Annotated in this window: 18 protein-coding genes; 1 reads left to right on the forward strand and 17 read right to left on the reverse strand. The window is 42.6% G+C overall.

What is annotated here, in order from left to right; genetic code table 11:
- Positions 1–75 precede the first annotated feature (75 nt).
- The 8 genes from DW947_RS09670 to DW947_RS09705 all read right to left on the reverse strand — a co-directional run bounded on the left by DW947_RS09670 (position 76) and on the right by DW947_RS09705 (position 6,014).
- The gene (locus DW947_RS09670) at positions 76–759 is read right to left on the reverse strand and encodes a DUF4858 domain-containing protein (protein ID WP_117963156.1); all 684 of its coding nucleotides are present in this window, start codon (positions 757–759) and stop codon (positions 76–78) included.
- A 49-nt stretch (positions 760–808) separates the two neighbouring features.
- A complete protein-coding gene (locus DW947_RS09675) occupies positions 809–1,366 on the reverse strand; it encodes a DUF4943 family protein (RefSeq protein ID WP_009038260.1) in 558 nt (185 codons plus the stop codon).
- 19 nt (positions 1,367–1,385) lie between these two features.
- Positions 1,386–2,483 (reverse strand): outer membrane beta-barrel protein, encoded by a 1,098-nt coding sequence (locus tag DW947_RS09680; RefSeq protein WP_117963158.1) that lies wholly within the window; start codon positions 2,481–2,483, stop codon positions 1,386–1,388.
- Positions 2,470–3,078 (reverse strand): RNA polymerase sigma factor, encoded by a 609-nt coding sequence (locus DW947_RS09685; protein WP_057089514.1) that lies wholly within the window; start codon positions 3,076–3,078, stop codon positions 2,470–2,472. Before DW947_RS09685 ends, DW947_RS09680 begins: the two co-directional genes overlap by 14 nt.
- Before the next feature lie 50 nt (positions 3,079–3,128).
- The gene (locus DW947_RS09690) at positions 3,129–3,833 is read right to left on the reverse strand and encodes a hypothetical protein (RefSeq protein WP_016274373.1); all 705 of its coding nucleotides are present in this window, start codon (positions 3,831–3,833) and stop codon (positions 3,129–3,131) included.
- Between the two features lie 6 nt (positions 3,834–3,839).
- Positions 3,840–4,550, reverse strand: a complete 711-nt coding sequence (locus DW947_RS09695; RefSeq protein ID WP_005832272.1) for a hypothetical protein — start codon at positions 4,548–4,550, stop codon at positions 3,840–3,842.
- Positions 4,551–4,780: 230 nt separating this feature from the next.
- Positions 4,781–5,629 carry a carboxylating nicotinate-nucleotide diphosphorylase gene (gene nadC / locus DW947_RS09700; RefSeq protein ID WP_005832274.1) on the reverse strand — a complete coding sequence of 283 codons (849 nt, stop codon included), beginning with the start codon at positions 5,627–5,629 and terminating at the stop codon, positions 4,781–4,783.
- Positions 5,622–6,014 (reverse strand): DUF4783 domain-containing protein, encoded by a 393-nt coding sequence (locus DW947_RS09705; RefSeq protein ID WP_005832276.1) that lies wholly within the window; start codon positions 6,012–6,014, stop codon positions 5,622–5,624. Before DW947_RS09705 ends, nadC begins: the two co-directional genes overlap by 8 nt.
- Positions 6,015–6,108: 94 nt before the next feature.
- Here DW947_RS09705 and rlmH point away from each other — a divergent pair, with 94 nt between their 5' ends.
- A complete protein-coding gene (rlmH, locus tag DW947_RS09710; protein ID WP_005831223.1) occupies positions 6,109–6,582 on the forward strand; it encodes a 23S rRNA (pseudouridine(1915)-N(3))-methyltransferase RlmH in 474 nt (157 codons plus the stop codon).
- A 6-nt stretch (positions 6,583–6,588) separates the two neighbouring features.
- Here rlmH and DW947_RS09715 read toward each other — a convergent pair whose 3' ends face one another.
- The 9 genes from DW947_RS09715 to DW947_RS09755 form a co-directional block, all read right to left on the reverse strand.
- Positions 6,589–9,498 (reverse strand): bifunctional fucokinase/fucose-1-phosphate guanylyltransferase, encoded by a 2,910-nt coding sequence (locus DW947_RS09715; RefSeq protein WP_243635081.1) that lies wholly within the window; start codon positions 9,496–9,498, stop codon positions 6,589–6,591.
- A 159-nt stretch (positions 9,499–9,657) separates the two neighbouring features.
- A complete protein-coding gene (locus tag DW947_RS09720) occupies positions 9,658–10,245 on the reverse strand; it encodes a sugar transferase (RefSeq protein ID WP_005831225.1) in 588 nt (195 codons plus the stop codon).
- Positions 10,245–11,465 carry a DegT/DnrJ/EryC1/StrS family aminotransferase gene (locus DW947_RS09725; RefSeq protein ID WP_022400826.1) on the reverse strand — a complete coding sequence of 407 codons (1,221 nt, stop codon included), beginning with the start codon at positions 11,463–11,465 and terminating at the stop codon, positions 10,245–10,247. The genes DW947_RS09720 and DW947_RS09725 overlap by 1 nt, the downstream gene beginning before the upstream one ends.
- A gap of 30 nt (positions 11,466–11,495) precedes the next feature.
- Positions 11,496–14,396 carry an FAD-binding and (Fe-S)-binding domain-containing protein gene (locus tag DW947_RS09730; protein WP_061411555.1) on the reverse strand — a complete coding sequence of 967 codons (2,901 nt, stop codon included), beginning with the start codon at positions 14,394–14,396 and terminating at the stop codon, positions 11,496–11,498.
- A 25-nt stretch (positions 14,397–14,421) separates the two neighbouring features.
- A complete protein-coding gene (wecB, locus tag DW947_RS09735) occupies positions 14,422–15,492 on the reverse strand; it encodes a non-hydrolyzing UDP-N-acetylglucosamine 2-epimerase (protein ID WP_022400828.1) in 1,071 nt (356 codons plus the stop codon).
- Entirely contained in the window at positions 15,489–16,715 is a 1,227-nt protein-coding gene (locus DW947_RS09740; RefSeq protein WP_057252786.1) for a glycosyltransferase family 4 protein, read from the reverse strand. Before DW947_RS09740 ends, wecB begins: the two co-directional genes overlap by 4 nt.
- Positions 16,716–16,717: 2 nt before the next feature.
- On the reverse strand, positions 16,718–17,827 hold the full coding sequence (locus DW947_RS09745) for a glycosyltransferase family 4 protein (protein WP_022400830.1): 1,110 nt from the start codon (positions 17,825–17,827) through the stop codon (positions 16,718–16,720).
- Between the two features lie 2 nt (positions 17,828–17,829).
- Positions 17,830–18,717 (reverse strand): ATP-grasp fold amidoligase family protein, encoded by an 888-nt coding sequence (locus DW947_RS09750; RefSeq protein WP_165859466.1) that lies wholly within the window; start codon positions 18,715–18,717, stop codon positions 17,830–17,832.
- An 86-nt stretch (positions 18,718–18,803) separates the two neighbouring features.
- The gene (locus tag DW947_RS09755) at positions 18,804–20,072 is read right to left on the reverse strand and encodes an oligosaccharide flippase family protein (protein WP_117963162.1); all 1,269 of its coding nucleotides are present in this window, start codon (positions 20,070–20,072) and stop codon (positions 18,804–18,806) included.

Here is a 20,072-nt window from a genome sequence, read left to right on the forward strand (position 1 = left end):
TTTTAAAGGTTTACTAATGAAAACAAAAGGAGGAAGAAGAAAGTTCAATTTAGCGGACACCCGTCCGCCAAACCCTCATTCACTAATCAGTTTTACCGGTTGTTTTATCAAGACTGTTGTCGAATCTCCATATGCCTTCAATACTTCCAGCGTACGGGCACGGCGCTTGCGGCCTTTGAAATTCCAAAACTCACGGGTAAAAGGCACCATCAGGTCTAAACCGGAAATTCCGCCGCCACTGGCACCCTGCCAACCGCCCACAGCCATATTATTGGCCCGCTCCGTCACCCGGTAACGCAGACCGGTTGCCTCAATCTGCTCCACCGTCTCACGCGGACCGGCATCAAACGGATGTTTAGCCCAGTTCGTAGGAATCATCAGAATCTTAAGCGCATAGAATTCATCTCCTCGCCAAGTATCCTTGTCTACCTTGATTTTTTTCTGATAAATGGGGTCCCAGTTATATTTGGTATTGGCCGTATAGGGACGCAGGGTAAGCACCACTTTTTTCTCGGGCGCTTTCGGCATGACAGGCAATGAATTATCAAAATCCATCCACGACTTGTCCATCACCGCTTTCGGAGTACTCAAGGAATTGTTCATTTCCAATTCCTGCAATACCTCCGGATTCAGTTTTACCTCCCCCTCGCCCTTCAGCAACCGGTTCAGCCTCAACGAGTCCTGAGGAGTCCAGTTTTGGGCATAGCAAGGAAAGGCTACTGCACAGAGCAGCCCCCAAACAAGTATAGATATCTTCACCTGACAGTTTTGATTACTTAATCCTTAATCCCTAATCCCTAAAAACATTTCACCACCACATATATCCGCTGCCACAAAGCGGTTCGTCATAGCAGGGGTCAATCGTCCACATAGTCCGTGGATACTTACGGGTTTCCCACCAACGGCGGTAGCGCGAGGCGGCATCCAGCACCTCTTCGTCCGAAAGGAAGTAGATACCTTCATAATTCTCCGCATCCGTATGCACCATCTTGCATCCCATCGAAGCATTGTTCCCGAGGCGGATAGTCTCTACCGTCCACAGGATGCATTCGCCCAAACGCAGCTTGCCACCTGCCGAATAGGATACCGGAGCCAGGGGGAAAGAGGGAATGACCGTCAAGTCCTCGGCATACTTCAGCAATTCCTCTATATCTTCGGAAGTGAACTTGGGCATGTTACTCAATCCATCCGGACTTTGGGTAGAATATTTGCCAGCCTTCAACTGCTTGACAAACAAGTCTACATCCGGATGGTTGTAGTCCAACGTTTCTTTGCTGCAAGAGCCCAAAGAGAGAACAGAAAGAGTAAAGAATACGAGCAGCATAGTCTGCCCGAATATATGTAATTTATTGTATAGAGTCTTCATATTTGTATGGTATTTAAGATTAATAAGTCATGCGCACGCCGCACAACAGATTCAGATTGGTGGGACGTTCCGTACGCAAGGTTCTCGTCTGCGAGTCCGTATCGAAATGATGGGATACAGACGGCTCTGCAAACAAGGCAAAACGATCGTTCATTTTATAGCGTACCCCTACTCCGGCAGCAACCGACAACTGTACCGGCTCTGCGCCGAAGCCATTGTCCGGAGCACCTGCAATGCATTTCTCGGCTGCTCCGCCTACCATAGCATAAAAATCCACTTTCGACGTACTGGCCAGCATCATGTTCAGCCTTACCGGAACTCCCAGCGTATGCAACGTATGGTCACCATCCAAGCAATTATACTGAAGACCGGCTTCCAAGGAGAAATACTTGTTCAAACGGCGTTCCACGCTTACCCCGGCCGTGAACGGCATATGGAAATTCCCTTTCGGCAGGGAAGTGCCGATGCCTGCTTTCAACGCCCAATTACGGGGCTTGGACGGCGATACAGCCACAGACTTTGCCGGTTCTTCCTCAGAAGATGGCAGCATTCTATCTATATCAGCATCCTTATGGCCAGGATTTGAATGGTAGTTCCCGTTTCCGGCCGGAGTTCCGTTACTGTAATAACCGTTTCCCGGCTGCTGCTGGTTTCCGTACACCCGTTGAGTAATCCGGATGGAAACATGGACAGACACGGATTCATCCTCATCGGCCTGCGCCGTCAATCCTGCCGGAATGCCGTTGGCGGGATGCTGTGTACCGGGCTTTTGTGCCACGGGGTTGGCCTGATGGATAGAGGGAAAACTTTCCTGCACCACATCCCCGTTCAAGTTGCCTTCCGGCGTCATGGCCGCCACTTGTGTAAAGGCCTCCTTGATTTCCTCTTTCGGAGAGAAATACCAGAAAGCGGCAGAAGCAGCTCCCAGTACAAATACAACAGAGGCGGCTGCGGCTACGCGGTGAAACCTCGGAGAAAGAAGAAGCCGCCTGCCTTTTGCGGCAACCGGTGACGGCAAGTCACGTTGCAACCCTTCCCAGAAGTCCTCCCGCACTGTCATCTCTGCGCCGGCAAGACGATTGCGGAACAAACCGGTTATTTCATCATTTTCTCTCATATTCAGTATATTCTTTAATTCTTTTTATCAACAAACACTTGGCACGATGCAACTGCGAGGTAGACGAATGCTCTTTGATGTGGAGGATTTCGGCTATTTCCTTGTGCGATTTCTCCTCAAAGACGTATAAGTTGAATACAGTACGGCATCCATCGGGAAGTTCCGCCACGAACGCCATCAGCATTTCTTCGGAAATACGGCCTCCAGTTTCGACAATGCTCGCTTCATCCGGAATGTCGGGCAACTGTTCCTCATTCACCACCAGTTGGCTGAAACGTTGCTGTTTCCGCAGGTAGTCTATCGCCTGCGTCACCATTACCCTTGTCACCCAGGTACTCAATGCACATTCGCCACGGAAGGTGAAGTGGGTGAAAATTTTGATGAAGCCATCGTGCAATACGTCATGGGCCGCATCGACATCGCCCGTATAGCGGTAACATACCGCCAGCATCTGCTTGGAGTAGAGGGTGTATAATTCCTTTCGGGCGGAATCCTTTCCTGCCCGGCAGCCCTCAATCAGTTCTATCTCATTTTCCAATGTCAGTGCTCGTTTTACGGACGCCTCTTCGCGTCGTTTGTTAGTTAGACGCAGCATTTTTGAAAATGCTGCTGAATTAAATATAAAAAGATGTTAAAGAACGGAGATTACTTATATTTGGCTTTCAATACTTGAATCTGCTTGGCCAGCCTTTCATCCAATTCATCAAATTCATGCCAATACAGAAAACCGGGAACCATGTTGACGTAATTGATAAATTTCTTATACTGCACAAGAAACAAGGCCTGGTCCCGAAGACTGTCGTCACCATCAAAAACATGCGCCAACTCCCTGGACATGGCAGCACTCATAAGAGCATCTGTTTTCGTTGCATAGTAATCACCGACATCCCTCTGTTTCCTGCCCAACTCAAAATAAGTCTGCAATACATCCTGCAACATACGTTTGTCCGGTATATACTGCATCAATGAAGAACCTTTCAGCACATCCAGCGCATCTGTCCTATAAGAGAATTCATCCATATTATTGAAAAGCTTGCCATACTTCCACAGAGTATCTGTCGGTATCTTGGATACATCCATATCATGTTCCTTCAACAGCAGACTCATGTGTATGTCAATATCCAACAAGTGCTTTATATTACGGAGCTCCTGCTTATTATATTCCAACTCTTCCGTTATCAGCTGCATCGTAGCACGCACTTCCTTTTGGCGGGCGTTCTCGGTAATCCGGTCGTTTCCCCAGAAAGTGACAATGATGCCCGCAGCCACAATACTGAACTGACGGAAATAATCACCTATGCGCCAGCTTTTTATCTTATGGTTCAACCTGTTAAAGCTTGTCTTTCCCATATCTTTTCATTCTAAATGATACTTTTTCTCAAGCGCTTGTATTGCCTCGTCTATACGTTTTCCCACACGTTCTACATAGTCCGGCGTAAAATAGTTCCGCGCTACCCTGACAAAGTTCCGTACCGACCTGTCCGACAAGTAAATATCCCACGCCTCATATCCTCCACGATTTATCTGGTCCGTCTGTTCGTCAGTCAATGCCAAATGGAAAGGAACCATAATTTCGTCCTTCATATCGTAATAGCCATTCATAGTCGCCCTAAATCCATCCAATACCTCATAGATTCCGGTCAACTGCAACAGTAGCTCTTTATCTGAAATCTTCTGCATCAACATGGAGTTTTTAAGTATATCCAATGCATTCTGACTATAATAAAAACTGCGGATATGCCCCATAAGAAAGCGGAACTGTATCAATGAATCTTCCGGTATCGTCCGATGCTTTAAGTCATGCTCCACCAATAAGCTGGAAAGACGTTCATCCTCTCTAAACTCTGAAACGATACTCTTATAATTTTCCCGGTTACTTTTCAGTTCATCCCTAATCAGCGACATGGTGGCTTGAATATCCTTTTTCTCGGAGTTTTGAGTAACCAACTCACTACCGACAAAAGTAATCAGTACGCCAATCACCACAATGGAAGTCTGCCGGATGTAGTCTCCCACTTGCCAATCTTTGACAGTTGTTTTTACTTTATTCCATGTTATGTTTTTCATATCTTCCTACGCTATTATCCATTACTCTGAAACACATCATCCGTTATAGCCAAACGCATCATCTATCCGTCCCCAACAGACCATCTGTTTCACCCCAATACACCATCTGTTTTTTCAGGAGTCATTACTCTGCTGGTTATCAAGAGAAAGCCTCTCATAAGTCTGCCGTAATGCAGCATTCTTTATGAGAGGCTTTCCTTATTATTCTGCAATAATGCTTTCCGCCTTTGTCAACATGCTTTAAAGCTCATGTCCAATCCTTTCACAGAGTGCGTCAAAGCTCCTACGGAAATAAAATCCACACCGCATTCGGCATAGTCGCGGAGCGTATCAAACGTGATGCCGCCGGAAGATTCCGTTTCATAGCGGCCGCCTACCATCTCTACGGCCTTCTTTGTCATTGCCGGCGTAAAGTTGTCGAACATGATACGGTCTACACCGCCCAGGTCGAGCACCTGCTGCAATTCGTCGAAGTTGCGCACTTCTATTTCTATCTTGAGGTCCTTGCCTTTTTCCTTGCAATATTCCTTCGCACGGTTGATAGCCTTGTCGATTCCTCCGGCAAAGTCCACATGGTTGTCTTTCAGCAAAATCATATCGAACAAGCCGATACGGTGGTTTACACCGCCACCGATTTTCACTGCCATTTTCTCGAGGATACGCATGCCCGGAGTAGTCTTGCGGGTATCGAGTACACGGGTATTCGTACCTTTCAGTTGCTCGGCATACCTATGTGTCATGGTGGCAATGCCACTCATGCGCTGCATGATGTTCAGCATCAGACGCTCCGTTTGCAACAAAGACTGTATCTTGCCTTCCACAATCATGGCCACATCACCCGGCTTTACGGCTGTACCGTCATTAATGAACACTTCCACCTTCATGGTAGGATCGAAACGGCGGAACACCTCCTTTGCTATCTCGATACCGGCCAGGATGCCCGGTTCTTTTATCAACAGTTTGGATTTGCCCATTGCCGTAGCAGGAATGCACGAAAGGGTTGTATGGTCTCCATCGCCTATATCTTCGGCGAAAGCCAGGTCTATCAACCTGTCAATCAATTCTTCTTCCTTATTCATCTGTTTTATCTATCCTTATTTGATGTATGACATATTTGTTCTGTACTTTTCTGAAGAAACAATTCACCCGAAAGTTTCCATTTGCGGTCATCAAGGTACCGATGACGAAACCGGACTCATCGCGCTTCCCCTGATGGTTCACATTAAAACTGCCGACCTTGTGGTTGGAGAAGAAAGCAGCCATTGTGCCCTCTGCCGTCCGCTTATCGGCGTGGGTCGACTTATTCTGAATGATTAAATCGACCTTGTCACCCAGATACTTGTTGAGCTCCTGAGAGTTTCCTTCCTTGAAGGCTCCAATCACTCCCTCGGGAACATTCTGGGCCAGCAGCACAGACGTCCAAATGAAGAGACCGGTCAACAAAAAGATTACCCGTTTTTTCATTTTCACAAGTATTTATGATAGGCAAAGGTAAGCATTTGTCTCAAAATACAATAAAAAAATGCTAAATTTGTGCGCTAATCAAAACAGAACCAGTATGAAAACTACTCTGCTCGTTGTAGGACGAACTGTAGAACAACACTTTATAACAGCCATCAACGACTATGTGCAACGTACCAAGCGTTATCTCTCATTCGAGATGGAAGTCATCCCCGAACTGAAAAACACCAAGAGTCTCTCCATGGAAGTGCAGAAGGAAAAGGAAGGGGAACTGATATTGAAAGCTCTCCAGCCGGGAGATGTGGTCGTACTGCTGGACGAAGGTGGAAAAGAAATGCGCTCCATAGAGTTTGCAGACTATATGAAGCGCAAGATGAATACCGTGAACAAACGGCTGGTATTTATTATCGGAGGCCCTTACGGATTCTCCCCCAAAGTGTACGAAGCGGCACACGAGAAGATGTCCCTCTCACGCATGACCTTTTCCCATCAGATGGTGCGCCTCATCTTTGTGGAGCAACTCTACCGGGCGATGACCATACTGAACGGGGGGCCGTATCATCATGAATGATGAATTTCAGCTCCGCGACACCTGGAATCCCTTATCCGAGAGTGACATTTCTACGAACCTGGCTCTCGGATTCGGTACATTCAGCGTCAAGGTCTCACGGATGCGCAGGGCTGCCTGCGGATCCTTAGCCACCATATACAGATAACCTCCCCCACCGGCTCCCGGCAGTTTATATCCTAAGGTATAGTCTTTTATCTGACAGATGATGTCCTCTACGGCAGGAGGATTTGTTCCACTGTCCAGTGCCTTCTTCTGCATCCATGTCTTGCCTACCAGTGTTCCGAAACTCTTGAAGTCATTCCGTTGAATGGCTTCGGCCATATCCAAGGCATGTGCTTTCATCTCTTCTAATAACCCCAGGTGCAGGGAAGAGTTGAGGAACATGGAGCGTACTATTTCTGCAAGGATGCCCTTGGCTGTACGCGTAATGCCCGTATAATACAGCAGATGGCAATCGCGGTATTCCGGATGGGTAAACAAATGCTCGGGCAACCAGCGTACCAATGGCTGCTGGGCAAATCCAGCCTCCGTCTGCAACAGTTTGATGCCTTGCAATACCCCACCGTATTGGTCTTGCCAACCGCCACCGGTCGTCAGCAACTGTTCCAGGGCAAGCGTACGGCGGCATATTTCGTTCTTATCCCACATCAGTCCGCAAAAGTCACTCAATGAACCCAAGACAGTAGAAGCCAAAATGGAGCTTGTGCCCAGACCGGAACCTGCAGGTATGGCAGAAAGCAATGTAATCTCTATACCTGTGCCGAAGGCTTCCAGTTGTTTTTCCAGCGAAGGATAAGCCGTTTCTGAAAAAGCCGGAACAAACCCGGCCAGCGCCAATGCTGCTTTGGGAATGGAAAAGGGGGAACCTATCATGCAATAGGATTGCAATTCCTCAAAAGTATTCACCACCTCCATGGCTTCCATATCAATGGAGCGCAACACGATGCGATGCTCCGCGCAAGGTTTGATGTACACTTGTAAAGGCGGCTGCCCGTTCAGTTCAATGGCAATATTCACCACACTCCCACCGGCAAACAAGGAGTAAGGCGGAGTGTCCGTCCATCCTCCCGCCATATCTATGCGTACGGGGCTACGCCCCCATACAATCTGGTCACTATACACATTCAGGCGAGGACTGCTCTTGCGTTCATACAAATCAGTCAGCAATCCTTCGCGCAACAAGCTGAATGCGGCCTGCTCGTCTGCCTTGAAGTCCCTTCCGTCCAGCTTCTCAATCTGTGCACGCAGCATCCGGTTATGGATACGCTGCATCAGCGAGGCATCTGTCGGCAACACTTCCGGCTTGTCAATGCCGAATTTATGGAATTTACCGGCCACATCCATCAAGTCGAGTTGATAGAATACACTCTTTGCATGGTTGCGTGCCAGCACTTCCCAGTTTCCTTTGCAGAAGCTCTCCCGCTGTGCATACAGCAGACGCAAGTCGGCTTGTGCTGAAATTTCGTCGGCGGACAACCGACGACTTTCCAGCCAGACAGCCTTTCCTTCCGTCAAGCCCGGTTCGGAAACCATCCATCGAAGCACTGTCCCCATCTGCTCTTTATCTTCCACAACCGGGAAGATGGCAGCAGCCTGCAGGTCCTCTTTTCTGCCGGTGATGTCTTCCGCCGACAATCCCCGTTCGGCCAGCCATTCCGAAAACGACATTCCGAGGAACAGTGTCTTTTCATTCCGAATATCCCCCTTAAAAGTGTCGTCAAAACCATAAGGGCGTACTGCCCAGCGCTGGTCGGCAAGCGGAACTATATCAATACAGATACCGTCTGGAATGGTCAGCATCCAGTCATTCTTGGGAACACCCGTGATAATCTGCCGTGCGCCCAGCCGCCAAGAAGCTCCAACAAAGCTGTTTTCAATCCAAAGACTGTCGTTCTTCGGAATAAGGGGGACATGCACTTCTGCATTCTGCACAAAGATGGCCGGATTGGGCTTCAACTTCCGGTGCATAATCTGGCGCTGGTCGTAGACCTTATTCTGTAAGGTAACGGTTGAAGACAACAGTTCGCGGCTTGTTCCATAATGGTAGAATTCGCCTCCGGGCAAAGGTAATATGGCGACGGAGAGGCTGTTCAGCTCTTCATCCTCAATACGGGGATGATTTCCTAAAGACAAGCCGAAGTCAGCATACAAGTCGTAGTATTTCAAGTCGGAATATGGTGTATCTGCATCCGAAGCATTTTCTGCCTTCTGCGAACGTTTCATCAGCAGGTCTACGGCGCGGTCACTCAATAGCCAAATGCCGATATCCATTAAAAAGAGATGTGTCTTGGAGAGGTTTTCCAATTCTTCCAGAGAGGGTTTCTGAAGCATAAAGTCCAAGGATTCCGGTTGATTCCGGTCCGAGATAAACACACCATGATGTGTGGCGAGCAACGGGTCTACCCACAGTCCATAGCACACCACATCTGCATCGGGAATCTCTTGAAGCGGCTTTTCCGCACGGATATATACGTCACCACTGGCAATCAGCGTACGCAGTCTTTCGGGAGCCCGCTCCATTATCTTTTCGTAAAGTGGGAGCTGAAGGGATAATAAATTCTGTCCCAGTTTTTGTCCACGCGCCCAGCGAAACACCGGAATCGGGGTCAATATCTTGCCCGACGGTGCATATCCCGGTAAACGACGGCTTTGTCCTCCGGCATGCAGCAGAATACGCTTCTCTGCTGGAAGGCTTTTCTCTGTTGGAATGCACTTTTCTGTTGGAATACGCTCCTCCGCCAAATACTTCCTATCCCGTTCCTTCTGCCATTCTCTCAAGAGCCAGGTAGTTCCCCCACCCGAGCCAAGTTTCATTCCCACCGGGTCGGAAGTACAAAACCATTCCGTACGGTCTACATTTTCCAGTTCATAGAATGCCGACACCAGATTAGGCGGCAAAGACAATAATTTCTGCATATCAATTGCTGTATTGCTTACTATTTGACAGCAAAGTAAAACAATATTGAGCAATTGACATAAGTTCTAACAATTTTTTCCGAAAATAATTCCTTTATTTTGTTTTACGAACATAATGAGGAATAAATAACCAGTTTATAACCATGCACAATCGTCTTTTCAATGTATGATACTCCATATGGTCAAAAAGATAATTTTGAAATATTCTTTCACTGACCGATGATTGATATATTTCATATTATACTGTATCTTATCCGGTAAAATCCGTTCTACATACGCTTTATCCGCATCATCAGCCTGCCCAAGTATAGTATTCTCATCAACATATTCTATGGAAGCATAATCTGTTATTCCAGGACGAACAGAAAGTATTTTACGTTGTTCATCCGTATATAGTTCTACATACTTTCGGACTTCCGGACGTGGGCCTACTAAACTCATATCACCTTTCAGTACATTAAATAACTGAGGTAGCTCATCTAATTTATATTTGCGAATAAAATATCCGACCTGAGTAATCCGAGGATCCCGTCCACCTACAGTTATCAAACCTTGCTTATCAGCTCCTATACGCATTGAACGGAACTTATAGACGTAAAAATCCGTCCCTCCACGTCCCACACGTAGTTGTTTATAAAAACCACCACCTTTACTTTCCAATCGGACGGCGAAATATAACACAAGAAATACGGGGAAAAGTAGAATTATCCCCAAAAGAGAAAAGATAAAATCAAGAAAGCGAATCATCACTCAGTACCTGCAACTGTTATATATGCGGCCTTTACAACATTAATAATGAAGTTCAGCTGTTCCTCATCCAGCTGAGGATAAATAGGCAAAGAAATTTCCCCCTTAAAATTCTCATAAGCTTGAGGATAGTTTTTTATGTCATATCCCAAGGATTTGAAAAATGAAAGCATCGGCATCGGAATGAAATGCACATTGACCGCTACTTCCGCCTTGGCTATTTCATCAATCATACGGTCACGCTGTTCTTCCGTAAAATTCTTGATTCTTAATGCGTAGATATGATAGGAGCTTTCCTTTTCACCATCTACCGAAGGAGGAATTATAGCCCAATCGTAATCTGCAAAAGCTTTGGAATAAGTATTGAATACCCTTCTACGTTCCTTCAGAAGAGCAGGATACTCTCGTATCTGAGCCAGTCCGATAGCCGCATTCACATCAGCCATATTTATTTTCATTCCCAACCCCACAATGTCATAACGCCAACCACCGGCTTTCGACTTTGAAAAAGCATCTTTTGTCTGGCAATTCAGACTCATCATATGGAGCTCCTTATAAAGTTCCGCATTGTCAAAGGGAGCAGGCAAATTAAGGCAAATGGCACCACCTTCCGCAGTTGTAACATTCTTCACCGCATGAAGTGAAAATATAGCAATATCCGTTTCACAACCCGTTCTTTGATTCCTACTGTAATATGCTCCCAAAGAATGTGCAGCATCATTCATAACCAAGATACGCCCCAATCGTTCTTGTACTGACGATGTCGGTTGAAACATGCCACGTATATCCGGTTCATTCACCAACTCCATGATGCACTCATAATCGCAAGGAAATCCGGCAATATCTACCGGAATTATAGCTTTCGTTTTTGAAGTAATGACGTTGCGAATAGCCTCTACCGAAATATTAAAGTCTTTTCCAGAGTCCACCATAACCGGTTTTGCACCAGCGTGGAGTACAGCCAGAGCAGTAGCACTATAGGTATAGGCCGGCACAATCACCTCATCCTCAGGCTGAACACCCAGCCAACGAAGCATCATGATAGCTCCCGATGTCCACGAGTTCACACACAGCACTTCTTTTGCATTGGAGAAAAGTTTTATTTCTTCCTCCAATGCTTTTACTTTCGGACCGGAAGTTATCCAGCCGGAACGTAATGAATCAACCACCTCACTGATGACAGTGTCATCAATGTAAGGAGGCGAAAATGGAATTTTCATGATTAATGTATATTTAAATAGGAAAGAATGCTACAAAAGGGCATCATATAAGATTTCTATAGGATGATAAGCTTGCCTGCCTGTACCATCCTTTATCTGTTGCCTGCAACTCGTACCAGGAGCAGAGATACAAATTTCAGTTTCAGCTTGCCTAACAGCAGGAAATAATGACTGCTCTCCTATCTGCATGGACAATGCATAATGTTCTTTCTCATAACCGAAAGCTCCGGCCATGCCACAGCAACCGGAAGGAATTATATCAACCTGATAATTTTCAGGTAAAGCAAGTATCTCCTTGGAAGGTTCAATGGAAGCCAGTGATTTCTGATGACAATGTCCATGCAATTTTATGTGTAAAGGAAAATCTGTAAATTGTTCTTGTGTTATATTTCCCTTATGGATTTCTTTCACAATGAATTCATCATACAATAAACAATTAGCAGCCAGCCTACGGGCATCTTCCCGGGTATTTTCATTGACTAAATCCGGATATTCATCCCGAAAAGCCAATATACATGAAGGTTCTATACCTATTAAAGGAGTTTCTTCAGAAATAATCTCTTTAAGTAAAACAATATTTTTCTCAGCTATGCCTTTAGCCTTTTTCAAAAAGCCTTTAGACAACTCTGTACGTCCACTCTCCACATGCTTAGGGATAATCACCTCATATCCTAAAGTCCGCAGTAGTTTTATGAACTTTATGCCAATTTCCACATCCATGTAATTGGTAAATTCATCTGCAAACAGATACACTTTACCCTTATCATGGGTTTTATTATCCGGATGCTTTATCATCCAGCTCCGCAAAGTCATTTTATAAAGCTTCGGAATAGAGCGTTGAGGAGCAAACTTCAATATCCGTTTAATGAGTGAAGACGTAAATACATTTGAAATTATTGCATTATAGAGCCATGGCGCTGCCATACCCAGCTTTTGCATACTTGTCAGATTGGCAATTAAACGCGAGCGCAATGGAATATGGGCATTGTCATAATGATGTTGCAGGTATTCCGCTTTAAAACGGGCCATATCCACATTCGAAGGGCATTCTGACTTGCAAGCCTTACAAGAAACACAAGTATCCAAAGCGGTCAGAATTTCTTCCTGATTAAAAATATCCTTCTGGAGCGGATGTATCAAAAGTTCACGTAGTGTATTGGCACGAGCACGCGTAGCATTTCTTTCATCTCTTGTAGCGCGATAAGTAGGACACATCGTACCGCCCAATAAGCTTGATTTACGACAATCCCCGGAGCCATTGCACTGTTCGATGGCACACAGCCATCCTTTCTGCCGAGAATAATCAAAATAAGTATCTATTCCTAAATCCCACTGTTCATAACGTAAATTAGCATCCATCGGAGGAGTATCCACAATTTTGCCCATATTGAAAATATGCGGAGAATCCCATATTTCCTTTACCTCCTTCAAAAGACTATAAACTTTATCTCCCAATAATAAAGGAATGAATTCACCACGTAAACGACCATCCCCATGCTCACCACTCAAAGAACCTCTATGTTTCTTTACCAATTCAGCAGTTTTGGTAGCTACCGTACGGAATAACTTCCTATCTTTTTCTTCCTTTAAATTCAAAACTGGACGGAGGTGTAACTCTCCGGTACTGATATGGGCATGATACACACAACTCAAGCCATAACCGTCAAGCATCTTTTTCATATCTGCAATGTATGCCGGAAGACGCTGTGGGGCCACAGCCGTATCTTCTATAACAGATACAGGTTTAGCACTCCCCGGCATTCCGGAAAGTAAGCCCAACCCGGCTTTTCGCAAGCTCCAAACACGACTGATATCCTTCCCATAGACACGTGGGTAATGAGTTCCATAATTATGTGCTCTTAAATCAGCCTCTATTTCGTCAGCTTTCTTATCTACCTCTTCACGGGTATTTTCTGCTAACTCAATAATAAGTATGGCAGCCGGATCTCCCTGAACAAAGAATCTGTTCTTGTTTTGTGATATGTTCCGTTTACTTAATTCCAAAATTGTGCTATCCATCAACTCAATGGCTACAGAATTATGCTTCAATACCACAAGATTGGCAACAAATGCTTCCTCCAAAGTTGAACAATGCACACATACCACAGCTTTTTCTGTTGGTGGCAGAGGTACTAAACGCAATTTTAGTTCAGTAACAAAAGCCAATGTACCTTCCGAACCTGCCAGCAATTTACACAAATTGAACGGTTCCTGACTATTAGAGTCAAAATAATCCGAATGCAACAATTCGTCGATGGCATATCCGGAGTTCCTTCTGCGTAAAGAGGCATCAGGATAGTTATCTACGATTTCTTTCTGATTTTCCTTATTTGACAGCAACGTTATCAGCCGGTCATAAATAGAACTTTCCAATGAAGCTCCTGCACGTATGCTATCAACTTCCTTAGGGGACATCCCTTTCAAAAGAGCCTTAGAGCCATCACTTAATATGACTTTTGCCTCCAACAGATGATCACGTGTACTGCCATATACCAATGAATGAGAACCACATGAATTATTACCGACCATTCCTCCCAAACAACAACGATTGGATGTGGAGGTTTCAGGACCGAAAAACAGTCCGTATGGTTTACAATAAAGATTTAACTCATCCAATACCACTCCGGGTTGTACCCTAACCCAACGTTCCTCCGGATTTATTTCCAAAATATGATTCATATATCTGGAAATATCCACTACCAGTCCTTTCCCGACTACCTGCCCCGCAAGAGATGTACCTCCTGCACGGGGAATCAAATTAATATGATTTTTGGAAGCGTAACGTACAATCTCCTGTACATCTGTTTCGTCCTTAGGAAATGCTACGGCAAGAGGCATCTCCCTATATGCAGAAGCATCGGTAGAATAAAGGATGCGATGAAGTAAATCTGTCCTTACTTCACCATGAATATGCAAATCTTTAAAATTCATTCAAATAAAGAAGCTAAAAAAGCAATTATAAAAGTTGTAAACTTTCCAAGATTTTATTTCCTGCATCTCCATTTCCATAAAGTCTATTTTCAAACCCCGTTTTAGGAGCATCCACCAACAGAGCATACGTATCTTCTATCATCGCTTGATTGCTTCCTACCAATCTGTTAAATCCATTGTCAACAAGTTCCACCCACTCTGTTTCATCACGCATAGTCACACAATATTTACCAAAGAAATAGGCTTCCTTTTGCAATCCACCACTATCAGTCATTACCAACTCACAATTCTTTAAAAGCCAAACCATCTCCAAATAGCCAACAGGCTGGATAAAGCATATATTAGAACAGGAAAAATCATATCCTATTCCTATCAATTTGGCTTTAGTACGGGGATGCAGCGGCAATACCACCTTACATTTATCAGATATATTTTCTAAAGCCATAAAAATATTCTTCAGACGTCCCGAATCATCTGTATTTTCAGCACGATGTACCGTACATAAAACAAACTTCTCCGGTAAGTTTATGTTTGGCTTTCTGCATTTATCCGCATAAAATAATGCGGCATCTTGCATTACATCTCCGTTCTTTACTATTTGACATCCAATATTACCATATCCTTCATTGACTAGATTTTCTGTAGCTTTATCAGTGGGGCAGAATAGAATATCACTGATACGGTCTGTCAAGATACGATTTATCTCTTCCGGCATATCCATATTGAACGAACGTAGCCCCGCTTCTACATGAGCCACCTTGATATGAAGTTTCTTTGCGGCCAATGCACCGGCAAGCGTAGAGTTTGTATCTCCATATACCAGCACCCAATCCGGTTTCTCTTCTATCAGAACCTCTTCTATCCTCTCCAACATCTGCCCGGTCATAGCACCATGCCCCAATCCGTTTATGTTCAAATTATAATGTGGCTTAGGTATGCACATCTCTTCAAAAAAGATATCACTCATGTTGGAGTCAAAATGCTGACCTGTATGTACTATTATCTCTGTTACGTCTTTAGAAGTTGCAAAAACACGACTCACAACCGCAGCTTTTATAAACTGAGGACGTGCTCCAATAATTGTTACTATTTTCATTTTTCTATAAGATTATTCATTATATCGAGGAAACGCTTCCCCAACACTTGATAAGTATGATTCGAGAGAACAAATTTTTTACCATTTTCTCCCAATTTTCTTCTTTCTTCTTCCGACATGGATTTTAACGCCAAAATAGCCTTACTAATTTCACTGACGTTATCCGGTTCTACATCAATGCCACAATCAGCCTCTCTCACCAAATTGTTTCCGGCATCTATTGCTTGTATAATTGGTTTTGCAGCCATCATATAATCAAACATTTTATTGGGACTTATGCCAAAGCGAAATAAAGACTGCTTTTGCAAGCCTATATAAAGCACATCCATTTCTTTCAGCAAATTAGGTATCGCCAATTTATTTATCGGTAGAAGGAAATAAACATTTGTAACTCCTTTCTTATGTGCATATTTTATCAAGTTTTCTTTTTCCTGTCCCCCACCAACTAATACAAGTACCACATTTTGCTCTGTAAGAGACGAAACCGCATCAATCACAGCATACAATGAATTCGCAATGCCATGAGCACCGGCAAAACCGACTATAAACTTACCTTCTGCCCGAAGCTTACTCAACAACAAGCCATGCTCTTCTGGAATTCCTTTGGGATTATTCCAATCAGATAAAACAATGCCATTAGGTACATAATGAAACTTATCTCTTGTCAATCCGTGCTCTCTCATGTGCTCCTCAGCCTTAGGCAACATAGAAACTACAGCATCCGCATATCTATAGCAATCATCCTCTGCCTTTTGCATAATTCGGATAAAAGGGTGCTTTTTGGAATATCCACCTAACTCCATGGGGGATAACGGCCATAAATCATGTACTTCATAAATAAGTTTTGCATGATAATGCCTTGCTATTCTATAAGCAGGATAAATATCTAAAGGATAAGTGGAAGAAGCTATAACAATATCAGGTTTAAAGTTTCGTAAATAACGTCTATAATTACAATATAGTTTAGTTACAAAAGAAAACATAGATATGATTCGTCCTATTCCATTACCTTTATATGGATTTACTTTTACCCACCGATAGCGCACATCATCAATCATTTCTTCACATGATTGTGGCTGAACCTTCCTTAAATGTGAATAACTACCTCCTACAATTAGGACTTCATGCCCTAATTTCACCCATCCTTTAGTCACATAATAAGGTCTAAATTCCATCCCCAAATTAGGAGAGCCAGCATAATGATTAATTAAAAGAATCTTCATAACTATAATGAAGTATATAGATTGAGTAATTTTTGTTCTTCAATCTCCCAATTATATTTATTCTCAATTAAACGTCTTCCATTACGCCCCAACTCCTCCGCCAAATTAGAGTTCTCTAAAAGATAGTTAATCGCTTTGGCTATTTCATTCACATCACAAGGATTAACACATATTCCGAATTGTTCTGTAGCATTCATTTTAATATTATAATCAGTATTTGACATAATAACAGGTAGCCCCATCGCCATATATTCATATATTTTTGTCGGCAAAGTATCCAATTTCCCGTATTGACCAATTTTAAGTAAAGTTGATACACCTATAGAAGATGAATTTAAAAGAGCATAAACTCTCTCTGAAGAAATACAACCCTTATAATCAACTTTTTTAAAACCCTCTAATGCCCTAATCTGAGTTTTATATTGATTTGATATTTTCCCGGCCAAAATTAAATTTGCGATTGACTTATCAACGGCTTCTATTAAAAAACTAATTCCCCTATTATAGGTTAAACCACCTATATAAACGACTGTTTTTTTTACATCTATATTTTTAGTTTCCTTATAGAAAGACAATATATTCATATGAGGAACATTAGCAATAAAAATATTTTTTTTACTTCTTCCTTCAAAATAATTTTGTCCACAAACTGTACATACTTGAATTACTGCATCTATACGCTTACATACAAAAGTTTCAAACCACATATAAACAGTCCCTACAATGTACCTGAAAAATCTAGGAAGATACTCTTTTTCTTTGATTTGGTATCCATAAAATTCATGACTATCAAAAATCACTTTTTTTCCTTGTGATTTTAATTTCAATGCAAAACGCAACAATTCCGGATCATGAAAGTGATAAACATCCGCATTCAAAGAAAGAGCCTCTTTATAAATTATCTTAGCTCCACACAGCATTCTATATAAACGTCCTCTATTAGAAATAGGAACGCCTACAATATGCACTCCATTCTTTATTTCTGTTTTTGCATTCGGAGCTACAAAATAGACCTCATATCCAGCTTTAGCTAATGAACAGCATTCTTTCTCAAAGATACGTCCATCCGTAGCGGAATGGACACTTGTAAAATGACAAATTCTTTTAACCATAATTACGAAATAAGTATTCTTTTGTATTTTTCAATATACTCTAAATGGATAAGAACACCCAATTCTTTTAAGGAAGTCTTTGTCTGCAAGTGGTAAGGCGTGAAAGTCAACTCACCAAACACAGGATGACCATTCTCTTCATAAAAATCAACACGAACATAAGGGAAGTCGGCAGAAAGTTTTTTAGCACATTCCAACATCTCATCGAAACTACTTGGCAGGACAATCTTATCAATAGGTGATGCTTCGCCTTCCAAATCAGAGCGGTCAACCATGTTCGCGATATCAATAAATGCACTCTCAAAAAAATTACTTTTATTCTCATAGTTACGATCATGAATATACTCCAAGAAACGAGGTACCCCATGGAAACAATGAATTTTATAATCATCAGGTAAGGCTCCAGACTTTTTTGCCTTAATTAATTTCTCACATACATAAACAGGTTTAGTGCCATAGACAAATAAGTCACCAGAAATCCGGAAGGCAAAACTACACCTTCTCTTTGTATTCCTCAATATCTTCTTCGCCTTTTCAATATCAAAAGGAGCATCCTTTCTCTTGAAAACATGCCCATAATAACCATTAGACAGTTTAATCACACACTCCTCGGGAAGTCCTGACCAAGGAATGTCTTCGATCCTTTCTGAAACGAAATACAATTTATTAAGAATATGAGCCAATCCCTTGTTTTCAACATATTCTCTCACCATATATTTATTATAGCACATGGCTACAATATCACTCTTATTATAAAGATGGTATTTCAGCCAAAGCATCTTTTCGTTAAAATAAATAGGATTCCTTATATCGGCTTCGCGAATAAGTTCCGTTTGTTTTTGACGTTTCATTTCTTCTTTGGCATTTACAGCAGGAAAATGTTTTGCCATAAACTGCCAATAATAGCCCCTAAGCATATTATAGCAATATACTCCGAATCTTAAAAAAGACTTTAGCGACGATTCTTCTCTCATTATTATATTGATTTTGAATATTTTAGATAGTAAATCCAATATAAAATACTGGTCAATCCATAGATCAAAGCCGTTCCATACATTACGCCATAAATTCCGAACTTTGTAAGAAAATACCAGTCTAGTAGAAACTGTATAATTACAGAGACAGCGTTCATATACAGATTAAATTGATACTTTCGAATAGCTATTAACATATTGATTGGAACAATCCTAAAAGCTGCATTAATGCCATGAACTAACCATAATAACATAGCTATAGGAACAGCATCCACATACTTCTCGCTGTAGCAAGTTACAATAAGCCAAGGTGTCAAACACATTCCTATTATAATAGCACCAAACACCAACCCTGCATTTAGAAAAGCTATCTTTAACACCATCCTCCTGGAATTTTGATGTTTATTGTCCATTTCTGCAATAATTGGAAAATAATAAATCATAACTGACTGAGCAACTAAGATAACCATTTGAGGAAAAAGGCCCGCAACCCTAAAGTTTGCAGTAGTTGCTTCGTCTGCTATAATATTACCAACAAGCAGATTTTCATTAATTGGCATCATGCCAGACAATGCATTTGCAGCCATGAGTGATACAGACATTGCCATAAATTGTCGCAGGTTATTGTTACTTAATTTGCTCTGTCTTAAATCAACTAACTTTCCTTTAAGTAAATGCCACAAAAAGCCTATCATAAGAACCAAAGCCATGTATCTAGCAACAACCACGCCCATTGCACTAAAAAGCAAAACGAAAGCAATCGTCAGTACGCATGTAACAAAAGAATAGGTCAGACTATACCATGCGTAAGCTTTATTCTGTTGTTTGGATCGGACGAACGAAGTAAGCAAATCATAACCATAATAGATGGTAGGATAAAGTACTGTCGCCACAATATACGTTTTTGACTGTGGAAAGGGAAGCACCAATAAACAGACACTTACACAAAAGAGAGTAGTAATTAAAATCTCAAAAACAACACCATATTTGAGAGCAAAAGCTAAATATGCCTTGTCTTCAGATGTTGTTTCTTTGCCTGAACACACCTTTAATAAAGCTGTTGACATACCTAGTCCAAGGAATAATGTTAGGTAACCATATAGTGTTTCTGAATATGTCAAATAAGCATAGTCCGTTTTGTCAACTATTCTCGCAACAACAACACTCGATATCATGGCGACAGCCTTATTAAAGAACGTACCAACGAATACATGAGCGAAACCGTCCTTTAAAAGATTCTTAATCACTTGGATATATCTTATGCTATCCAT

Origin of the sequence: Bacteroides sp. AM44-19 (assembly GCF_003603395.1) — a bacterium.
Classification (GTDB): Bacteria; Bacteroidota; Bacteroidia; order Bacteroidales; family Bacteroidaceae; genus Bacteroides; species Bacteroides uniformis.